At 71.5% G+C, this 17,405-nt stretch carries 8 protein-coding genes; 3 read left to right on the top strand and 5 right to left on the bottom strand.

Annotated elements, in window-relative coordinates; all coding sequences use genetic code 11:
- Window positions 1-3 precede the first annotated feature (3 nt).
- Both AC3A46_RS00665 and hrpA read right to left on the bottom strand, forming a co-directional pair.
- Window positions 4-945: a quinone oxidoreductase family protein gene (locus tag AC3A46_RS00665; protein WP_487663327.1), complete on the bottom strand. Its 942-nt coding sequence runs from the start codon at window positions 943-945 to the stop codon at window positions 4-6.
- 29 nt (window positions 946-974) lie between these two features.
- The gene (gene hrpA, locus AC3A46_RS00660) at window positions 975-4,952 is read right to left on the bottom strand and encodes an ATP-dependent RNA helicase HrpA (RefSeq protein WP_487663326.1); all 3,978 of its coding nucleotides are present in this window, start codon (window positions 4,950-4,952) and stop codon (window positions 975-977) included.
- Window positions 4,953-5,031: 79 nt separating this feature from the next.
- Between hrpA and AC3A46_RS00655 the strand changes: the two genes are divergently transcribed.
- Together AC3A46_RS00655 and AC3A46_RS00650 are read left to right on the top strand one after the other, a co-directional pair.
- Complete coding sequence (locus AC3A46_RS00655) at window positions 5,032-5,868, top strand: aldo/keto reductase (protein ID WP_487663325.1); 837 nt, start codon at window positions 5,032-5,034, stop codon at window positions 5,866-5,868.
- A gap of 25 nt (window positions 5,869-5,893) precedes the next feature.
- A complete protein-coding gene (locus AC3A46_RS00650) occupies window positions 5,894-7,744 on the top strand; it encodes a thioredoxin domain-containing protein (RefSeq protein ID WP_487663324.1) in 1,851 nt (616 codons plus the stop codon).
- A gap of 7 nt (window positions 7,745-7,751) precedes the next feature.
- On the opposite strand, the gene AC3A46_RS00645 is transcribed toward AC3A46_RS00650, so the two are convergent.
- On the bottom strand, window positions 7,752-9,335 hold the full coding sequence (locus tag AC3A46_RS00645) for a dolichyl-phosphate-mannose--protein mannosyltransferase (RefSeq protein WP_487663323.1): 1,584 nt from the start codon (window positions 9,333-9,335) through the stop codon (window positions 7,752-7,754).
- A 23-nt stretch (window positions 9,336-9,358) separates the two neighbouring features.
- Here AC3A46_RS00645 and rsmI point away from each other — a divergent pair, with 23 nt between their 5' ends.
- On the top strand, window positions 9,359-10,177 hold the full coding sequence (gene rsmI / locus AC3A46_RS00640) for a 16S rRNA (cytidine(1402)-2'-O)-methyltransferase (RefSeq protein ID WP_487663322.1): 819 nt from the start codon (window positions 9,359-9,361) through the stop codon (window positions 10,175-10,177).
- On the opposite strand, the gene AC3A46_RS00635 is transcribed toward rsmI, so the two are convergent.
- Window positions 10,150-14,487: a prealbumin-like fold domain-containing protein gene (locus tag AC3A46_RS00635; protein WP_487663321.1), complete on the bottom strand. Its 4,338-nt coding sequence runs from the start codon at window positions 14,485-14,487 to the stop codon at window positions 10,150-10,152. The genes rsmI and AC3A46_RS00635 overlap by 28 nt on opposite strands.
- A 179-nt stretch (window positions 14,488-14,666) precedes the next feature.
- Window positions 14,667-17,396: a glycosyl hydrolase 53 family protein gene (locus AC3A46_RS00630; protein ID WP_487663320.1), complete on the bottom strand. Its 2,730-nt coding sequence runs from the start codon at window positions 17,394-17,396 to the stop codon at window positions 14,667-14,669.
- Window positions 17,397-17,405: the final 9 nt, after the last annotated feature.

The following is a 17,405-nucleotide window of genomic DNA, read 5'->3' as shown; positions in this document are numbered from 1 at the left end:
GGCTCAGGGCACGAGCGTGATCTTGCCGGCGACGCCGGACTCGATCGCGCGATGCGCCTCGGCGGCGTCGGCGAGCGCGAAGGACGGACCGAGCTCGACCGAGAAGCGTCGAGCGGCCATGAGCGCGAGCGCGACGGGCACCGCCTCGGTGCGCCAGAGCTGCTGCTGCGCGGTGAGCGGTTGGGGCGAGCCGCCCGAGAAGGCGCGGATGCCGAGGCCGGCGGCATCCCGCCCTCGTACGAGCGTCGCGATCCGCTGCCTGTCGGCGACGAGCTCCAGGGAGGTGTGAAGGGCCTCATCGGTGCCGGCGGCGTCGATCGCGACGGTCACGCCCCGCGGAGCGGCTGCGCGCACGCGGTCGGCGAGCCCATCGCCATACGCGACCGGGAGGGCGCCGAGCTCGCGGACGCGGTCGAATCGGCCTTCGGACGAGGTGGCGACGACGGTCGCTCCCCACAGCACGGCGAACTGGATGAGCGCTTGGCCGACCGCGCCCGAGCCGCCGTGCACGAGCACCGTGTCCGCGCTGCCGACCGCGAGCGAGCGGAGCGCCTGGTACGCCGTGCCGATCGGGATGCCCAGCGCAGCGCCTTCGGCCGCACTCACCTGCGGGGGTCGGGGGAAGACGTGGGCGGCGGTCACCGCGACATCCGTCGCGTACGCTCCCGACGCCCCGGCGAACACCACCGGATCGCCGACGCGGAACCCGTCGACCCCTTCGCCGACGCCGGTCACCACACCCGCGCCGTCGCCGCCGACGCGACGCGGCGCAGTGATCTCGCCCGAGGGTCGACGACCGGAGCGGAGTTTGCCGTCGATCGGGTTGACGCCGGCCGCCGTCACGCGGATCGCGAGCTGCCCGGCTGCCGGCACCGGCTCGGGAACAGGGATCTCGTGCAGGACCTCAGGGCCCCCGAACTCGGTGTACGCGATCGCAGTGGTCATGACGGGGGCAACTCCTGTCGTCGAGACGGCTATTCCCTGAGGGCCTTCTGTATCCGCTGCAGCGACACGGGCTCGGCCGTGCCGAGGGACTGCGCGAACAGGCTCACACGGTACTCCTCGAGCAGCCACCGGGCGTGCACGAGCGGCAGCGGGGCGTCATCCGCCGGCGGGATCACGCCGCCGGCCTCGGCGAACACGGTCGCGGCGCGTTCGAACTCGGTCATCCGCTGGCGGTCGCGGCCCGGATTGTCGGCGAGTGCCCGCACGCGATCCAGCGCGCCGCGCAGGTAGCGGGGCAGCTGCGCCAGCCGGGCGGTGCCGGTCCGCGACACGAAGCCCGGGAACACCAGGCCCGCCAGCTGGCCCTTGATGTCGTTCAGCGCGCCGAGCAGCGTCAGCGAGTTCGCGTCGCGCATCGCGCGCTCCACGTCGCGCGCAGCCGTGAGGATGCGGGCGGTCAGCGACACCGTCTGGAACAGCTCGTCGACGACCGCGCCCGAGAACGCGTCGCGCACCGCTTCGAAGCCGGCCCGGCTGCGCACGACGGCATCAGGGGCGGTGCGTGCGATGACGGCGTCCGCCACCGCGACGCGACTGTCCTCGATGAGCGCCTTCGCGGACGGATACGGGGATGCCGCGAGCGCGAGCTTCTCGGCGGACGTCAGGTGCTCGAGAACGTAGGCCGACGGCGACGCGACCGACAGGAGCACGAGACGCCGGACGCCGGCCCGGGTTGCCCGGGTCGCGGCTTCGGGGGTCGTCTCGATCCGCAGCGCGACCGAGGCCCCTTCGTCGACGATCGCGGGATAGCCGCGCACGACGCCGCCGGCGACCTTCGTGTCGACGACGTCGGGGAGATCCCCGAACGTCCAGTCGGTCAGGCCGGTGCGCTCCGTGAACGTCGACTCGGGCCGCGCGGCACCGCCCGGCGTACCCGGGAGGCGGGCCGCGGGGCCCCTGGCGCGGTCGCCGCGGCCGTTCGCCGGCGCCGTCGCGGTGAGCGAACGGGACACGGATGTGCGCGCCCGGTCTGCCAGTCGTGCCTGCAGCGCAGCCAGGTCGCGGTCGGAACCCACCGCTCGACCGCGCTCGTCGACCGCGCGGAACGACACCTGCAGGTGACCGGGCACCCGCTCCATCTCGAAGTCGTCGGCGCTCACGGACTGGCTCGCGACGCGCTGGATGCGTGCCGCGAGAGCGTCGCGCAGCGGCACCGGCGGAACGCCGTCGTGAGCCTCGGGACCCTGCCCGGCGAGGTCGGCGGCGAAGGTCGCCGCCCAGTCCGCGGCGGGGACCACGTGACGGCGGATGGACTTGGGCAGCGAGCGCAGCAGCGCCGTGATGAGCTCGTCCCGCATCCCCGGCACCTGCCAGTCGAAGCCGTCGGGGCGCAGCTGTGCGAGGAGGGCCAGCGGAACGACGGCGGTCACGCCGTCGTCGGCGGCGCCGGGCTCGAACCGATAAGCGAGGGAGAGCACCTGGTCGCCCTGGGTCCAGCGTGCCGGGAAGTCGCGCTCGTCACCGCGCGACGCCTCGTCGACGAGGTCGGCCTCCGTCATGTCGAGCAGGCGCGGCGTGCGGGCCGAGGCCTCCTTCCACCATGCCTCGAAGGAGCGCGCGTCGAACACGTCGCGGGGAAGACGGGCGTCGTAGAAGCGGAACACGGCCTCGTCGCCCACGAGGATGTCGCGGCGGCGCTCGCGCTCCTCGATCTTCTCGAGACGCCGGCGCAGCTCGAGGTTGCGGCGCTCGAACGCCGTGAGCTTCTTATCGAGGTGCGACGAGTCCCACTCGCCTTCGACCAGCGCGTGGCGCACGAACAGTTCGCGCGCGAACGGCCGGTCGAATCGCGCGAGCTGCACCCGGCGCTTCGGCACGATCTCGAGGCCGAAGAGCGTGACCTTCTCGTAGGCGGATGCCGCGCCGGCCGCTTTCGACCAGTGCGGCTCGCTCAGCGAGCGCTTGGCGAGATCGCCGGCGAGCGGTTCTGCCCAGGCCGGATCGATCGCGGCGACGGTGCGCGCGAACAGGCGGCTCGTCTCGACCACCTCGGCGGCCATGACGGCGGTCGGCCGCTTCTTCTTGAGCCCGGAGCCCGGGAAGATCGCGAACCGGGTGCCCCGCGAGCCCAGGTATTCGGCACCGCGCCGCTGTTCGACGCGGTCGGAGCCGGTGCGGCCCCGTGTTGCGGACGACGTGGTGCGCTCGTCGAGGATGCCGAGGTGCGAGAGCAGCCCCGACAGGATCGCCTTGTGGAGCTCGTCGGGGTCGGCGGTTCCCGTTTCGACTCTGCGTTTCGACTCGCGAGCTCGCTCACCGGGCGAGGAGCGCGGAGCGTTGACGAGTGCGCTGAGCTGGCGATGCACGTCGGCCCACTCGCGCACCCGCACGTAGTTGAGGTGCTCCGCGCGGCACAGACGCCGGAACGCGCTCGAGCCCAGCTCGGCCTGCTTCTCCTGCAGGTGGTTCCACAGGTTGAGCAGGCTCAGGAAGTCGCTCGACGGATCGGTGAACCGCGCGTGCAGGCGGTCGGCCTCCTCTCGGCGGTCTTCGGGGCGCTCGCGCACATCCTGGATCGACATCCCTGCGACGATCGCCAGGACGTCCCGCAGCACACCGGTGCGCCGCGCCTCGACGATCATGCGCGCGAAGCGCGGGTCGATCGGCAGTCGCGAGATCTCCCGGCCCAGATCGGTGAGCGCCGGGTGCCCCCCGCCGGCCCCCGAGCCCGTCGCAAGGCGGACCGCCCCGAGCTCGACGAGGAGATCCAGTGCGGCCTTGACACCGCGCGAGTCCGGGGGAGTCAGGAACGGGAACGACGAGATGTCGCCGAAGCCGAGCGAGAGCATCTGCAGGATGACCGAGGCGAGACTCGTGCGCAGGATCTCCGGCTCGGTGAACTCGGGCCGGGTGCCGAAGTCCTCCTCGGAGTACAGCCGGATCGCGATGCCGTCGCTGGTGCGGCCCGCGCGCCCCGACCGCTGCTGCGCGGACGCCTGCGACACGGCTTCGATCGGCAGACGCTGCACCTTGCTGCGATTGCTGTACCGCGAGATGCGCGCCGTGCCGGTGTCGACGACGTACCGGATGCCGGGCACCGTGAGGCTCGTCTCGGCGACGTTCGTCGCGAGGATGACACGGCGACGGATGCCGGCCACCTGCGACCGCTCGAACACCCGGTGCTGCTCGGCCGCGGACAGACGCCCGTAGAGGGGGAGCACCTCGGTGGGGGCGGCATCCTTCGCGTACATGCCGCGCACGGCGTCCGCGGCGTCGCGGATCTCGGCCTCGCCCGGGAGGAACACGAGCACATCGCCGGCGGCCTCGCGGTCGAGCTCGCGCAGGGCCGCGGTGATGCCGTCGACGTCGTCGGACTCCTCCTCGCCCGTGGCCGGTCGTGCCGGCGGCCGATACCGGATCTCGACCGGATACGTGCGGCCCGACACCTCGATGATCGGCGCCGGGGTTCCGTCGGGCTTCGCGAAGTGCTTCGCGAAGCTCTCGGGGTCGATCGTCGCGCTCGTGATGACGACCTTGAGGTCGGGGCGCTTGGGCAGGATGCGCCGCAGGTACCCGAGGAGGAAGTCGACGTTCAGCGAGCGCTCGTGAGCCTCGTCGACGATGACCATGTCGTAGCGGCGCAGGAGCCGGTCGCGGTGGATCTCGTTGAGGAGGATGCCGTCGGTCAACAGCGCGATGCGCGTGTCTTCCGACACCTTGTCGGTGAAGCGGACCTTGTAGCCGACCGTCGAGCCGAGCGGCACCTGCAGCTCCTCGGCGATGCGCTCGGCGATCGTGCGCGCCGCGATGCGGCGGGGCTGTGTGTGCGCGATGCGCGTCCGCCCCAGCTCGAGCGCGATCTTCGGCAGCTGCGTGGTCTTGCCGGAACCGGTCGCGCCCGCGACGATCACGACCTGGTGGTCGCGGACGGCGCGCGCGATCTCGTCGCGCGCGGCGCTGACGGGGAGCTCCGGCGGGTAGGAGATGACGGGTTCGGGCGCGGACATAGCCTTCGATCGTATCCCCTCGGGCCGCGCCCCGGATCGACCCGTCCGACGCCGCGTCCGCGCGCCTAGGCTGGGAACCATGACAGTCCCCAGCGTGACCCTCAACGACGGCAACACGATCCCTCAGCTCGGCTACGGCGTCTTCAAGGTGCCGCCGGCGGACACCGAGCGGGCCGTCGCCGAGGCGCTCGAGGTCGGCTACCGGCACATCGACACCGCCGCGATCTACGGCAACGAAGAGGGCGTGGGCGCGGCCATCGCGGCAAGCGGGATCGCGCGCGACGAGCTGTTCATCACCACCAAGCTCTGGAACGACCGCCACGACGGCGACGAGCCCCACGCCGCGATCGTGGAGAGCCTCGCCAAGCTCGGACTCGAGCAGGTCGACCTGTACCTCGTGCACTGGCCGACGCCCGCGCAGGACAACTACCTGCACGCGTGGGAGAAGCTCATCGAGCTGCGGGGCGCCGGCTTCACCCGCAGCATCGGCGTCTCGAACCACCTCGTGCCGCACCTCGAGAAGATCGTGGCGGCCACCGGGGTGGTTCCGGCCGTCAACCAGATCGAGCTGCACCCCGCCCACCAGCAGCGCGACATCACGGACTGGGCCGCCGCCCACGACGTGAAGATCGAGTCGTGGGGACCCCTCGGGCAGGGCAAGTACGACCTGTTCGGCGCGGCGCCGGTCGCCGCGGCCGCTGCGGCGCACGGCAAGACGCCGGCGCAGGCGGTGCTGCGCTGGCACCTCCAGAAGGGCTTCATCGTCTTCCCGAAGTCGGTGCGGCGCGAGCGCCTCGAGGAGAACCTCGACGTGTTCGACTTCGAGCTCAGCGCCGACGAGATCGCCGCCATCGACGCGATGGAGCCGGGCGACGGCACGGGGCGCGTGAGCGCGCACCCCGACGAGGTCAACTGACCGCTCGCGAGCGGGAGCGGATGCCGTGAACCCTCGCCTCGCGGAAGCGACGAGCCCGTACCTGAGAGCCCACGCGGGCAATCCGGTCGCGTGGTTTCCGTGGGGCGAGGAGGCGTTCGCCGAGGCACGACGCCGGGACGTGCCGGTCATGGTGTCGATCGGCTACTCGACATGCCACTGGTGCCATGTGATGGCCCGGGAGTCGTTCGAGGACGAGACGACCGCCGCCGAGCTCGACGCCGGCTTCGTCTCGATCAAGGTCGACCGCGAGGAGCACCCCGAGGTCGACGCCGCCTACATGGCCGCAGCCTCCGCGTTCTCGCCGAGCCTCGGCTGGCCGCTGACCGTGTTCGCGACGCCCGAGGGGCGGCCCTTCTACGCCGGCACCTACTTCCCGCCGCAGCCGCGCGCCGGCATGCCGGCGTTCCGGCAGGTTCTCGCCGCAGTGCACGAGGCGTGGACCGAGCGGCGCGAGCAGATCGACGAGACGGCGGATGCCGTCGCCGGTGCTCTCGCGGAGGTCCGCGACTCCACGCCCGCCCCGGAGGCGACGACGCCGTCCGCCGATGACCTGATCGGCGCTGCACGCTCCCTCGCGGGTCGGGAGGATCCGCGGCACGGCGGGTTCGGCGAGCCCGGCGCCGGCGCCCCGAAGTTCCCCGTCGCCACGGCGCTCCGCTTCCTGCAGACGCGGATCGTCCGCGAGCACGCCCCCGAGGCATCCGCCGTCGCCGAGCGTGCCCTCGGCGCGATGGCCTCCTCGCCGCTGCGCGATGCCGTCGAGGGCGGGTTCTTCCGCTACGCGACCCGGCCCGACTGGACGGTGCCGCACTATGAGCGGATGCTGACCGACAACGCCCAGCTGCTCGACGTCGCGATGGACGCGGTCGCGCCCCGCGACGACGTCGCTCGCGGCATCGCCGGGTTCCTGCGCGATGTGCTGCAGCAGCCGGGCGGAGGCTTCGGCGCCGCGCAGGACTCGGAGTCGTGGATCGACGGTGCTCGCAGCGAGGGCGGCTACTACGCACGGGATGCCGCGGCCCGGGCCGGTCTCGAGGCCCCGGCCGTCGACGGCAAGGTGGTCAGCGGCTGGAACGGCCTCGCCATCTCGGCCCTCGCGCGAGCCGGCGCACGGCTGGGCGAGCCGTCGTGGATCGAGTCGGCGCGCTGGGCGGCGGACGCCGTGCTCGAGGTCAACGTCACCGCGGACGGCCGGCTGCTGCGCGCCTCCCTCGACGAGGTGCCGTCGCGCGCGCACGCGACGCTCGCCGACCACGGCCAGCTCGCCATGGGGCTCATCTCCCTCGCCGTCGCCACGGGGGAGGTCGCCTACGCCGCGCGGGCGCGGGAGCTGATCGACGCATGCGTGCACGAGGAGCACCGTGTCGCCGTCCCCGGAGGGGGAGATCCGGTGCTGTCCCGGCAGGGGATCGGCGCGCCGGATGCCGCCTCCGACGCCGATGAGCCGTCCGGGGCCGCGTCGGTCGCGGCGGCCGCCGCGGCGCTCTGGGTGCTGGGCGCGGGGGACCGCTATCGGTCGATCGCCGAGCGGCTCGTCGCCGCCCACGCACCCGCAGCCCTCGCCCAGCCGCTCGCGTACGGCGCGCTCCTGAGGGTCGCGGCAGGTCTCGCCGAGCCGCCGCGGCAGGTCGTCGTCGTCACGGACGATGCCCGGGCCCCGCTCGCGACGGCGGCGCGCAGCATCCGTGCCGATGTCGTGGCCATCGTGTCGCCGGAGCAGTCGCTCTCGTGGGCTGAAGCGGGATTCGAGCTGTTCGCCGAGAAGGGGCAGCGCGACGGACGCCCGACGGCGTACGACTGCCGGGACTTCACGTGCCGGCTGCCGGTGACCGAGGTCGCGGACCTGCAGGCCTGAGCCCGGCTCACACCCAGCTGGGCACCCACATGTGCACGTGCCAGAAGTCGTAGGGCACGGTCATCGCGGAGATGATCGGGTACCAGAACGCCGACAGCGCGAGCGCGACGAAGAGGAACACCAGCACGAGGCGCTGGCCCGTGAGCCGGCGGTAGGAGTCGGCCGAGGGAGGACCGGCGATGTCCTTGAGGGCGAACGTGAGCGCGAGCAGCATGAACGGCAGGACCAGCACCGTGTAGAACTGGAAGATCGTGCGATCGGGCAGGAACAGCCACGGCACGTAGGTGACCGCGACACCGGTGAGCACGAGGGCGTAACGCCAGTCGCGCGCCACCACGAAGCGGTACGCGAGGTAGAGCACGGCGGCCACCCCGGCGTACCAGATCAGCGGATTGGGCATCGTGGAGATCACGTCGACGCAGCCGCTCGGCGCGGTGCAGCCGTTCACGCCCAGCGCATCGTGGTGGTAGTAGACGCCGGTGGGACGCCACAGCAGCGGCCACTGCCATGCGGGGCTCGCGTAGGAGTGCCCCGACGTGATGCCGGCGGTCGACTTGTACATCGCGACGTGATAGATCCAGAGGCTCTCGAGCGGGTTGCTCCCGGCCTGGCGGTCGTAGCCGCCTGAGCTGAACAGCCATCCCGACCACGACGCGACGTAGACGACGAGGGCCACCGGGACGAACAGCACGAACGTCGCGAGACCCTGGCGCACCGCATCCGTCGGCCAGAACAGCACGCCCGCGCGGCGCCGGGCCAGCGCGTCCGTGACGACGAGGTAGACCCCGAGGCCGGCGAGCACCCACGCGCCGGACCACTTCACGGCGCTGGCCGCCCCGAGCGCGGCGCCCGCAGCGATGATCCAGGGCCGGTTCCACAGGACGGGCCCCCAGGAGGGCGGCGTGTCACCGTCGTAGCGCGCCGCGACGGCCTGGGCGATGCGCGTCATCGTGCGCTCGCGGTCGCGCAGCACGAACAGGACGGCGAGCAGCACGAAGAACGTCAGCGACGTGTCGAGCAGTGCGATGCGGCTCATCGAGACGGCGAGGCCGTCGACCGCCATGAAGAGCCCCGCCACGACGGCGAACGTGGTCGAGCGGGTGAGGCGCTTCGCGATGAGCATGAGCAGCAGCACCGACGCGATGCCGAGGAGCGCCGTCGTGATGCGCCAGCCCCAGCCCGAGTCGGGGCCGAGCACCGCCATGCCGAGCGCGATGATCCACTTGCCGAGCGGCGGATGCACGACGAACGACGGATCGGTCGTGAACACGTCCACATCGCCCGAGAGGAAGCTCTCGTTGGCGCCCGCGGGCCAGGATGCCTCGTACCCGAGGTTGAGCAGCGTCCAGGCGTCCTTGACGTAGTACGTCTCGTCGAACTGGTTCATGAGGTCGTGCGCTGCGGCGAGGTTCCACAGCCGCAGGACCGCGGCGATCACCAGCACGACCGCAGGACCGAGCCACCGATACAGCCGCCGAGCGCGTGCGTCCTCGCTCAGCCGGCGGGCGAAGCGGTCGTACAGGCTCGGTCGTGCCGGGGGGTTCGGCGGCGCGGCGGGCTGGTCGGCCTCGAGCCGCGGGGCATCCGTCACCCGGTCAAGTTTAGGCTGAGGGGGTGATCATCCTCGCGGCGACCCCGATCGGAAACCTCGGGGACGCGTCCCGCCGGCTCGTCGAGGCCCTTGAAGAGGCGACCGTCGTCGCCGCGGAGGACACCCGCACGACCCAGCGTCTGCTGGCCGCACTCGGCATCGCGAACCGCCCGCGGCTGATCGCGCTGCACGACCACAACGAGAAGGAGCGCGCGCCCGAGCTCGTGGAGCTCGCGCGCGGGCAGGACGTGCTCGTGCTGAGCGATGCGGGCATGCCCACGGTGAGCGACCCCGGCTACGGCCTCGTCGCGGCGGCCGCGGCGGCCGGCGTCGACGTCACCGCGATCCCCGGGCCGAGCGCGGTCGTGACGGCGCTGGCCGTCTCAGGGCTGCCCACCGACCGCTTCACGTTCGAGGGCTTCGTGGCCCGCAAGGCGGGGGAGCGCGGGGCGGCGCTGCGCGCGCTGAGCACCGAGCCGCGCACGATGGTCTTCTTCGAGGCGCCGTCGCGCGTCGCCGCGACGCTCGCCGACATGGCGGCCGCCTTCGGCGACGAACGTCGCGGCGCGGTCTGCCGTGAGCTGACGAAGCTGCACGAGGAGGTCGCGCGCGGCACGCTCGCCGAGCTCGCGGCGTGGGCCGCGGGCGGCGTCCGCGGTGAGCTCGTGATCGTCGTGGAAGGTGCGCCCGCGCGCGGCGTGGCGTTCCCCGACGCGGTCACGCAGGTGCTCGAACTCGTCCGCGGCGGCACGCGCTTGAAAGAGGCCGCGGCCGAAGTGTCCGGACTGACCGGACACTCCAGCCGCGAGCTCTATCAGGCCGCGCTCTCCGTCCGCGGGTAGCGCCGCCGGCGGATCGCGAACAGGATCACGCCGCCCGCGAGCATCGTGAGGCCCACCCACAGCGCGGTCAGGGTCACGCCCGTCGGTGGGAGGACCGCCGGCACCGGCGCGCAGGCCGTCGCGGTGGCGTCCCCGCCCGTGAAGAGAACCGTCGCCGCGTTGAGGAGCCCGGTGCCCTCCGCGTCGGATCCGGTCGTGCAGTCCGCCTGATCGGTGGTGATCGTCGACGACACCCGCGCGGTGGCTTTCACGTCGTAGGTGTGCGTCAGGCCGCCGTCGATCGTCGTGCCCGTGGCGATCCGCAGATCGGCGACGCCGTCCCATCCGGCGTTGACCGGAAGACCCTCGACGGACGACACGTGGGCCGAGACGACGGTGATGCCGCTCCCGAAGCGGAGCTCGTCGTCGAGGTCGTAGGTGTCGGCGAGTGCGCCCGGGTTCGTGACGGTCACCGAGTACGCGATCGCGAACGTGCCGTCCGCCTGCTTCGTCGGCCCCGATGTCACTGTCTTCTCGATCTCGAGCGGGGCCAGGTACGCGTTCACGAACGTGCAGTACACGGCGGCCCGCAGCGGCACCTCCACCGACACCGATGCCCCTTCGATCACCGGGTCGCCGTCCGACCCGACGCACTCGATGTCATCGAGCAGCCAGCGCTCGAGGTCGCTCGTCTCGGTGACGGTGTACGAGCCGGGGGCGATGAGTCCCGTCGAGTACGGGTCGGCCTCATCGGTGAGCGTGAACGCCTCGCCGTCGGGACCCCACTCGAAGTTGAACTCCTGCGTCGAGCCGGCGGGCAGCGTCGCCTTGTCGACGATGAGCGAGCCCCACTGCGTGTTCGTGAACGTGCAGACGACCGTCTCGCCCGGATCGAGCACGATCGACCCGACGAGCCCGTCCACCGTCGACTCGCCGCCCAGCGGGCGGCCGTCGACGCAGACGAGGTCGGTGTTGTCGTAGCCGTCAGGCGTGACCTCGCTCACCTCGTACTCGCCGGGTGCGAGCTCTGCGAACGTGGCGGAGCCGGTGCCCCCGGACGTCTCGATCGAGAAGTCCTCCGGATCGAGCCACGTGCCCGTGAAGTCGAACACGCCATCGGCGCCTTCGACGTTCTTGACCACGACGATGCGGCCGACCGCGTAGTTCTCGATCTCGCACTCGATCTCGTCGCCGGGCTCCACGCGGAAGCGCGCGATGTTGATGTTGTCGACATCGCCGTCGGCGTGGGCGACGTTGCAGAAGAGCTCGCCCTCGATCCACCCGGGTAGATCGCGCTCGGCGAGCGAGTACAGCCCGCGTGCGGTGAGACCTGTGAAGGTCGCGGTGCCGAAGCCGCCCTCAGTTACGACGGACGACACGATGGCCTCGCCGGCGGGGTCGAGCGGCGTGAGCACGTACTGGAACGTGGCATCGCCGCCCCGCGCCGCCTTAAGGATAGTGATGTCGATCGGCTCGGGGGTGTTCTCGATCTCGCAGCTGATCTTGCCACCGGGCTGGGCGACGAAGGTCACCGCCACCGGATCGGGGTTCGTATCCTGGGCTCCCGTGCAGGTGAGGGCGCCCGGCGTCCAGCCGGGCACCTGCTGTTCGGCGATCGTGTACGTCTCGCCGGCAAGCAGGTTCGTCCACTCGATCGGGTCGGCCGCGACAGGACCCGTACCCTCCACGGTCTGCGTTGCGCCGGGTGCGACGCCGTCGGCGGGGTCGAGCGTGAAGTCGAACGCCCACTCGTAGTCGTCGGTGACGCCGTCGACCGTCTTGGTCAACGACAGGCTCGCCGGGTCGGCGTCGTTTGTCGCATCGCACGTGAGGACGTCACCCGGCGCGGCGGTGAACTCCCAGCCCGATCCGTCCTCCATCGCCGTTCCCAGGCTGCAGGTGATCCCGCTCGTCCAGCCGTCCGATGGAACCTCGACGACCGTGTACCGGGCCCCGGGGACGATCTCGGTGAGGACTTCGGGCGGGGTCTCCGAGTCGAGCGTGACCTCGTCGGCCTCTCCAGAGTCCACGTTCGTGACGAGGAAGTCGAACGACCAGGGATAGCCGTCGGCGATGCCCGTCGCGGTCTTCTTCAGTGTCAGCTGCGCCGGGGTCGCGACGTTCGTGAAGGTGCACTCCACGATGTCTCCCGCCGCGAGATTCACCGTGACTCCGCCGTTCACGGGGGCGGCTGTGCTCCCAGCGATCGGGTCGCACGTGACGTCTGTCAATGTCCAGTTCGGGACGGCTGCTTCCGTGATCGTGTATGCACCGGCCGCGAGCGTCCCGCTGTCCCATGTCGCGAAACCGGGCTTCGGTGTCAGCGGGAAATTCGTCGGCGCGCCCGGGGTCGGCGGGGTGAATGTGAAGGCGAAGGGCTGCTCATACGGGAACGGATCGCTGAGCTTCACGACGAGGATTCGGCCGGGCATCGCGTTGACGTAGAAGCAGGTCACCGTGTCACCGGGTGCGACCGTGAAGTTGGCGGTCGCGGTCTCGAACGGAACGGGGACGCCTTCAATCGTGCAGATCAGCGAGCCCAGTTCGGTGTCGTGCTGACCCGCGGGCTCGGTCACCGAGTAGTTGCCGGGCGCCACCGGGTAGACGGCCGAGTAGTAGTTGGTCCCGTCACCGGTGACGGCGTCGATCGAGAACCCGCCTCCGGCGGGAAGCCCGGGCCACGTGCCGGTGAAGTTGAAGACGGAGTTCGCCGGCGTGCCGAAGGCTTCCTTGCTGATCCGGATGTTTCCCATCTGTGTGTTCGTGAACACACACCGGATATCCTGCCCGGCGACAGTGGTCACCTGTGCGCTCGCGGTCGTCGGCGTGATGACCGCGTTCTCGTCGGAGCAGGTGATGTCGGGACTGTCCATCCACCCGTCGGGGATGGTCTCGCCGATGACCACCGTGGTGCCCGGCGTGAACGCGTACGTGACGCTCTCGCCGTCGGTGAGCGTCGTCGAGTTCGCGCCGACGGTGAAGTCGAATTCCTGCGGCGACCCGTCGGGCAGCGTCTGCTTCGTCACGGTCACAGTCGAGGTGGCGTTGGTGATGACGCAGTCGGTCTGCGTGTTCGGGAAGACGGTGAACGGATCCGTCGGGCTGGCCAACGCGACCACCACCGGCTGGCCGGTTCCCGGTTGGCTCGTCGTGCAGACGACCGACTGCTGCTGCCACGGCGCCGCCACGGTCTCCGACAGTCGGTAATCGGTCCCACCCAGGACGTTCTGGAACGTGTCGGTCTCGCCGATGCCGAGATCATCCACGATCTGCCGGGCATCCGTGTCCGGCAGCACGATGCCGCCGCCCGCGCGGTCGACGCGATAGCCGAAGCGGTCGGCCGACTCGTAGCCGGCGGGCACGACGTCCTTCGTGACGCTCAGCGAACCGCAGTTGGAGAGCACGAGGGGGTCGGCGGCGTCGAGGTAATCCTGCGTCTGCGCGCCGAAATCGGATCCGGTGCGGGAGAGCTCGGTCGACACCTCGAACGTGGTGCAGGAGTCGGGGTTGAACAGGCCGGCCGTGGTGAGGTCGACGGCGAACTCGCCGAACGTCGCCTGCGGCTGGTTGCCGACGGGCATCGGCCCCTCGGTGCGCACGCCGACGGCGTACGCGAAGTCGATGGCCTGCCCGGTGGGCAGCCACTGTCCGGCGCCGTTCGGGTTCGCGCATCCGTCGTTCGCGTTCGGCGTCCACCGGCGGAAATGCACGGTCACGGTCCCGAGACTGGCCTCGTAATCGAAGACGACGAGCACGTCGTCGCAGCGGCCGGCGGCGGGACCCTCGAGGTTCTGGAGGAGGCTCAGGCTCCCGTTGCCGACGAGGCGCGTCCAGTAGGAGTAGAGGATCGCGTGGCGGACACCCTGCGCATCGACGACGACCTCGTACGCAGCTCCCGTGCTGCACATGTTGCCCTTGTCGTTGACATTGGCGCTACCGGGCGCCCACGGAATGGTGTCGGGGGTCTGGGAGCCCGGCGACCCTGTCGCATCGGGCGCGGTCGCGGGGCAGGCGCCGTCGAGGTTTCCGTTGTCCCAGCCGAACGTGGCATCCAGGACGCCGGACGACGCGAGTCCGGCCGCGGTCGTGTACGCCCCCGTCGGCGTGAACGTGTAGCCGCCGTCGGGGACCGGTGCGCTGAGGAACGAGTTCCAGTCGAAGCTGGTCGGCGGGGTGCCTCCCTCCTTGTCGCCGTCGAGCTGGAATCCCGTCTGGAGCCCTGAGGGCTGGAGTGTGGCAGCCGACGCCGCCCCCGCTCCCGCCAAGGGCACCAGCAGAGCGCCGACGAGCGCCCCGATTCCGACCAGCGAGATCACACGAGCACGCGACATGGCGTTTTCCTCCCCAGGAAAAGGGCCGTCGCCAGGCGCCGAGGCCCCCACAGCCTCCCGTCGAGACCCGCGAGAGCGCACGGATCATCGACTTGAGGGCGAACATACCGGATGCCGGGGTTCGGCGCGACCCCCGGCATCCATGCTCCTGCGCCGCGGAAAACGATCCGCGACCGGCGCTATTTGCGTACGACGACGGCGAGGGCCTTGCTCGTGGTCGCGCCGGCGTCGTTCGCGAAGACGACGCGGTAGCCGTGCGTGCCACGCGTGGCGCCGGTGACGGAGAGCGTCGCACGTTGCGCGCCCGGCGTCGCCGCGACGAGCGCGCCCTCGCCCACCAGGGTGTCGCCCTCGTAGAAGCGGTAGGTCGTCGCGTTCGTGCCCCACCACAGATCGGCGGTCAGCGTGTAGGTGCCGTCGCCGTCCTTGTTGTCATGGCTCAGCACGGGCTTCGCGGGCGACGCGTCGGTGACCGTGACGGTGACGGGCTCCAGCGCAGTGGTGCCCTGCGAGTTCACGAGCTCGCCGGTGTAGACGTAGACGCCGTTCCTCTTCCCGGTGACCGGGATCTCGGCCGACTGCGCGCCGACGCCACCGTACCCGAGCGCCACGGTGGCGATGCGCTCGCCGTTCTCGAACACACGCAGCTTCGTCGCGTTCTCGCCCCACCAGAGGTTCATGCGCACGGTGTACGCACCGTCCTCGAGGCCGGTGTCCCACCCGTTGTCGTGCGACAGGATGCCGCGTCCCGGGGCGCCGGTGGCCGTGTCGCGCACCAGGAGCCCGTCGACGGCGTCGACCAGGGCTGTCGTCGCGCCGTCCACCGCGCCCAGGGACGGGGCATTCGCCGCCAGCACGATGTGCGCGCGTTCGATCGCCGCCTGCAGCCCTGCCGCGGTGGCCGGCGTGTACGCGGATCGGTCGACCCCCTCGGCGTCCGCGAGCGCCGCGGCGAGGGCGGAGGTGTCGACGCCGGTGGGCGTGGCCCGCACGAGCTCGACGTCGTCGATCGTGCCCCACGCGCCGCCCGAGAGGGCCGCGGTGACGGTGACCGTCACGCTGCCGCCCGCGGGGACGTCGATCGGTGCGGTGGTCGGCACCGACCAGTTGCGCCACCCGTCCATCGAGAAGGGGATGGATGCCTCGCCCGACGCGCTCGAGACGCTCAGACGCACGCCGCTCGCGGCATCCTCTCCGTCGCCCTGCAGTGCACCGCGCACGACGTACGAGCCGGCCGGGACGCCGTCCACGCGCTGCGAGAGGGTGAAGGAGTACGCGTCCGCGGCCCAGAAGTGCGCGGAGTGCTCCCCGGTGCGCGGGTCGTCCCACGCACCGACGGTGAGGCCTGCTCCGGTCTTCGTCCAGGCGCTGTTGTCGCCTTCGAAGCCGGGGCTGCGCAGCAGGTTCGCCTCGGCGACCACGACCGTGGCCGTCGCTGCGAGCCCCGACGCGGTGACGCCTGGGATCGTGTAGGTGCCGGGGCCCTCGATCCACTTCGCAGTGTCGGACCATGTGACCGGCTGCATCTCGGACGAGCCGTCGTTGTACGACACCGTCACGGTCGCGGGCAGGATGACCGCATCGCCCTCCGCGATGGTGAGGCTCACCGGCGCGACCGCGGTGACCTCGCGCGGCGCGACCGCGCCGGTGCGGGCGTACGCGAAGACGTTGAGCGACTCCAGCGGCGTGCCGTCGTGCGCGAACAGCGCCTGGTTGTCCCACGCGGAGCCGCCGTACCACTGGCCGGCGTCGTCGGGGTCGTACTCGCCGGCAAAGCTCGAGGCCCAGCCCGACCCGTGCGTCTCCCACAGCGCCTTGTTCGCGTCGAGTGCGGAGGGCGGTCCGACGGGGAGCCACGCGGGCTCCCAGTAGAAGACGCCGATGCCCGCCGCGCCGACGTCCGCGACCGCCTGGATCACGTCGCGCACGGCGTCCGCCTGCCCCTGCACGCTGACCGGGTACTGCGTGGCCTCTGCGGGGAGGTCGATGACGTTGCCGTGGCCGTCGCCGTCCTCGAGCGTGTATGCCCACGAGGTCTCGGCCACCATGACCTTCTTGCCGTAGGTGTCGGCGACGTCCTCGAGCACTGCGGTGAGGTTCGCGACGGTGCCGTGCCAGTACGGGTAGTAGCTCGAGGCGAACACGTCGTAGTCGACGCCGCGAGACGCGAGGTTCGCCGCGTAGCCGGCGTATCGCCCGGCGGACTCGGGGTTGGTGAAGTGCACCGCCACCAGGGCCTCGGGGAACACCGTGCGCACGGCCGCCGATCCGGCGGAGAAGATCCGCGCCATGCCGTCCCACCCGCTGACGCCGGCGACCGCGTTGTTGGTCTCGTTGCCGACCTGCACCATCTGCACGTCGACGCCCGCGGTCTTGAGCTCCTCCAGCGCATGCGTCGTGAAGTCCGTCACCGCGACGGCCTTCTGGGCTGGGGTCGCGGCCGCCCAGGCCTTCGGGGCCTGCTGCTTGGCGGGGTCGGCCCAGAAGTCCGAGTAGTGGAAGTCGACGAGGACGCCGAGTCCGGCATCCGTCGCGCGCCTGCCGATCTCGACGGCGTGGGCGACGTCGTTGTCACCGCCACCGTATCCGTTGCCGGCGGCGTCGAACGGATCGTTCCACACGCGCACGCGGACGTCGGTGATGCCGGCATCGGCGAGGACGTCGAACAGGTCGGCGGGCCGCCCGGCTGCGTCGCGGAACACGACGCCGGACGCCTCGAGCGCGATCGCCGATGACACGTCGACGCCGCTGATGAAGTCCGCCGGAAGGTTCTCGACCTTGGGGACGGTGATGCCGGCCTCGACGGGGCCGTCGTCTGCGGCGGCGGGTGCCGCTGCGAGCCCGGTGATGTCCAGGGCGAGGGATGCCGCGGCCGCCGCGAGGCGCGCGGATCGAGGGTGGTGAGGCACGGGGGCTCT

This window comes from Microbacterium sp. Soil_C_42 (assembly GCF_057656735.1).
Note: the sequence above shows the minus strand (reverse complement) of the source record. Positions and strands in the feature narration are given on the sequence as shown.